2 protein-coding genes are annotated in these 804 nt (G+C 70.0%); both read left to right on the top strand.

The annotated features are described in order from the left end of the window. Positions 1 to 291 (top strand): Cgl0159 family (beta/alpha)8-fold protein (locus BIU89_RS18175; protein ID WP_441294452.1); only part of this gene is annotated, 291 nt, incomplete at its 5' end. Beyond that, a partial coding sequence (locus BIU89_RS12910; RefSeq protein ID WP_139179130.1) for an aldehyde dehydrogenase family protein occupies positions 288 to 804 on the top strand: 517 nt, incomplete at its 3' end. The genes BIU89_RS18175 and BIU89_RS12910, both read left to right, overlap by 4 nt.

The following is an 804-nucleotide window of genomic DNA, read 5'->3' as shown; positions in this document are numbered from 1 at the left end:
ACGACGCTGCCGACGCTGCTGCTCGGCGGCGACCCGGCTTCGCGCCCGCTGGAGACGTACGCCAAGTGGGCGGACGCCCTGGCCCTGCCCGGCGTCCGCGGCCTGGTCGTCGGACGCACCCTGCTCTACCCCTCGGACGGCGACGTCGCCGCCGCCGTGGACGTCGCCGCCGGTCTCGTCCACAGCCAGGAGGCCCGGGGCGGGTTCTCCACAGATGCCCACGACCCAGCCGCTCGGCTCGCGGGCGCCACCACCATGGACTCGTCCATCTCGGAAGGAAGCAACGCATGACGCTCACCGACACGACCACCACCACCGTCGGGCACTGGATCGACGGCAAGCGCGTCGAATCCGCGTCGGGCAACACCGCCCCCGTGTACGACCCGGCGCTCGGCGTCGCGACCAAGCAGGTCGCGCTCGCCGACGAGTCCGAGATCCAGGCGGCCATCGGCAGCGCCAAGGCGGCGTTCCCCGGCTGGAGCAACCTGTCACTGGCCAAGCGCCAGGCGATCCTGTTCTCGTTCCGCGAGATCCTGAACCGCGACAAGGCCGAGCTGGCCGAGATCATCACGAGCGAGCACGGCAAGGTCATCGACGACGCCCTGGGTGAGATCGCCCGTGGGCAAGAGGTCGTGGAGCTCGCCACCAACATCCCGAGCCTGATGAAGGGCGAGTTCTCCGACCAGGTCTCGACCGGCATCGACGTCTACTCGATCCGCCAGCCGCTCGGCGTCGTGGGCATCATCAGCCCCTTCAACTTCCCGGCGATGGTGCCGCTCTGGTTCCTGCCGATCGCGATCGCCG

It is taken from the genome of Curtobacterium sp. MCBA15_005, assembly GCF_001864855.1.
Classification (GTDB): Bacteria; Actinomycetota; Actinomycetes; order Actinomycetales; family Microbacteriaceae; genus Curtobacterium; species Curtobacterium flaccumfaciens.
The sequence above is the reverse complement of the archived record's forward strand: the minus strand, read 5'-3'. Positions and strand labels throughout refer to the sequence as shown.